1 protein-coding gene is annotated in these 2,566 nt (G+C 67.7%); it reads left to right on the top strand.

Going from position 1 to position 2,566, the window contains the following annotated elements; all coding sequences use genetic code 11:
• Positions 1-2,466: glycogen/starch/alpha-glucan phosphorylase (locus tag DBR36_RS15740; RefSeq protein ID WP_308810972.1), on the top strand; the 2,466-nt coding region annotated here is incomplete at its 5' end.
• Positions 2,467-2,566: the final 100 nt, after the last annotated feature.

The following is a 2,566-nucleotide window of genomic DNA, read 5'->3' as shown; positions in this document are numbered from 1 at the left end:
ACCCACCCCCTGGCCCTCGCGCCGGTCGTCGCCCCCGCGGCATCCGTCGACGGCTTCGCGAAACAGTTCCTGCAGAACCTCAACTTCGACCAGGGTGTGACCCTGTCGAACTCCGACGTCAACGACCAGTACCTGGCCCTGGCCTACACGGTGCGCGACTACCTGATGGCGCGCTGGTTCGATGACCGGGCACAGCAGAAGGCGCAGCAGAACAAGACCGTCTGCTACCTCTCGGCCGAATACCTGCTCGGTCGTCAGCTCGACAACAACCTGCTCGCCGCGCGTCTGACCGACATCGCCACCGAGGCGCTCGCGCAGTGCGGCATCGACATCGACGATCTGCGCGCCGTCGAGATCGAGCCGGGGCTGGGCAACGGCGGCCTCGGCCGCCTGGCCGCCTGCTTCGTCGACTCGCTCGCGACCATGAGCATCCCGGCGATCGGGTACGGCATCCGCTACGAGTACGGCATCTTCCGCCAGGCGTTCGCCGACGGGCAGCAGATCGAGCAGCCCGACGCGTGGCTGCGCATGGGCTCGCCGTGGGACTTCGCCCACCCCGAGGCCGCGCAGACCATCTCGTTCGCCGGCACCACCGAGACCTACGACGACGGCGGCGTCGAGCGCACCCGCTGGGTGCCCGAGTGGAACGTGCTCGCGGTGCCGTACAACATGATGGTCCCGGGCTACCACAACGGTCGCGTGAACACCCTGCGCCTGTGGCGCGCGGTGGCCACCAACGCCTTCGACCTGCACACCTTCAACTCCGGCGACTACGTCGAGTCGGTGCGTGCGCAGACCTTCGCCGAGAACATCTCGAAGGTGCTCTACCCCGAGGACTCCACGCCCCAGGGCAAGGAGCTGCGCCTGCAGCAGCAGTACTTCTTCGTCGCGGCATCCATCGCCGACTTCATCGACAACGTGCTCCCCGACGATTTCGACATCGAGAAGCTGCCGGAACGTGTGATCTTCCAGCTCAACGACACGCACCCCGTGATCGGCGTGCCCGAGCTCATGCGCGTGTTGGTCGACGAGAAGAAGCTCGAGTGGGATGCCGCGTGGGCCATCACGCAGAAGTGCTTCGCGTACACGTGCCACACGCTGCTGCCCGAGGCCCTCGAGGTCTGGTCGGTCGATCTGCTCGGACGCCTGCTGCCGCGCCACCTCGAGATCATCTACCGCATCAACGACGAGTTCCTGCTCGAGGTGCGCGAGCGCTTCGGCGACGACGAGATGCTCATCCGGAACATGTCGATCATCGGCGAGCACCCGTACCGCTCGGTGCGCATGGCGTACCTCGCCACGGTCGCGGGCTCCAAGGTGAACGGTGTCGCCGAGCTGCACTCGCAGCTGCTGCGCGACAACGTTCTGAAGGACTTCGCCACCATGTGGCCCGACAAGTTCACCAACGTCACCAACGGCGTCACCCCGCGCCGCTTCCTCCGTCTGGCCAATCCCGATCTCTCGGCTCTCATCACCGAGGCGCTCGGCGCGGGCTGGACCGTCGACCTCGAGCGTCTGCGCGGCCTCGAGGCGCTCGCCGACGACGGCGACTTCCGCGAGCGGTTCGCCGCGGTCAAGGCCGCCAACAAGCGCCGCTTCGCCCGCGTGCTCGAGGCCCGCGGCGACCAGCCCCTCGACGACGGTCACATGCTGGACGTCATGATCAAGCGCCTGCACGAGTACAAGCGTCAGACGCTCAAGGTGCTGCACATCGTCAGCACCTACGAGGGCATCGTCTCTGGTCGTCTCGACGTGGATGCCGTGCAGCCGCGCACCTTCTTGTTCGGCGCCAAGGCGGCCCCGGGCTACGGCATGGCCAAGCGCATCATCCACCTCATCAACGCCGTCGGCGAGGTGGTGAGCGGGGACGGACGCGTGCAGGGCAAGCTCAAGGTGCTGTACCCGGCGAACTACAACGTCACCCTCGCCGAGAGCATCATCCCCGCCGCCGACCTGTCGGAGCAGATCTCGCTCGCCGGCAAAGAGGCGTCCGGCACGGGCAACATGAAGCTTGCCCTGAACGGCGCGCTCACCATCGGCACCGACGACGGCGCGAACGTCGAGATCCGCAAGCTCGTCGGCGACGACAATTTCTTCCTCTTCGGCATGAGTGAGCCCGAGGTCGAGGCGCTGTGGGCCGAGGGGTACCGTCCCGCCGACGTCTACCAGGGCGACGAGCGGCTGCGCAGCGCGATCGACCTGATCGCGTCGGGCGCGTTCTCGGACGGCGACCGCACGGTCTTCGAACCGCTCGTGTCGAACCTGCTGTACGAGGACCGCTTCATGGCGCTCGCCGACTTCGCCTCGTATCTCGACGCCCAGGAGCGCGTCGACGCGGCGTACGCCGACCAGGACGCGTGGGTGCGTTCCGCGATCCTGAACGTCGCCCGCAGCGGCTACTTCTCGTCCGACCGGGCCATGCGCGACTACCTCGACCGCATCTGGCACGCCACGCCGGTGTCCTGAGCGGTTCCGGATGCCGCGGCCCCGCCGCCGCGGCATCCCTTACTCATCCGGTGCGCCTCGCCGCCGTCGTTCCCCCGGCACGTCCTCGTCGCCTGGGGGC

Source organism: Microbacterium sp. HMWF026 (assembly GCF_003061325.1).
GTDB classification, from domain to species: Bacteria; Actinomycetota; Actinomycetes; order Actinomycetales; family Microbacteriaceae; genus Microbacterium; species Microbacterium testaceum_E.
The sequence above is the reverse complement of the archived record's forward strand: the minus strand, read 5'-3'. Positions and strand labels throughout refer to the sequence as shown.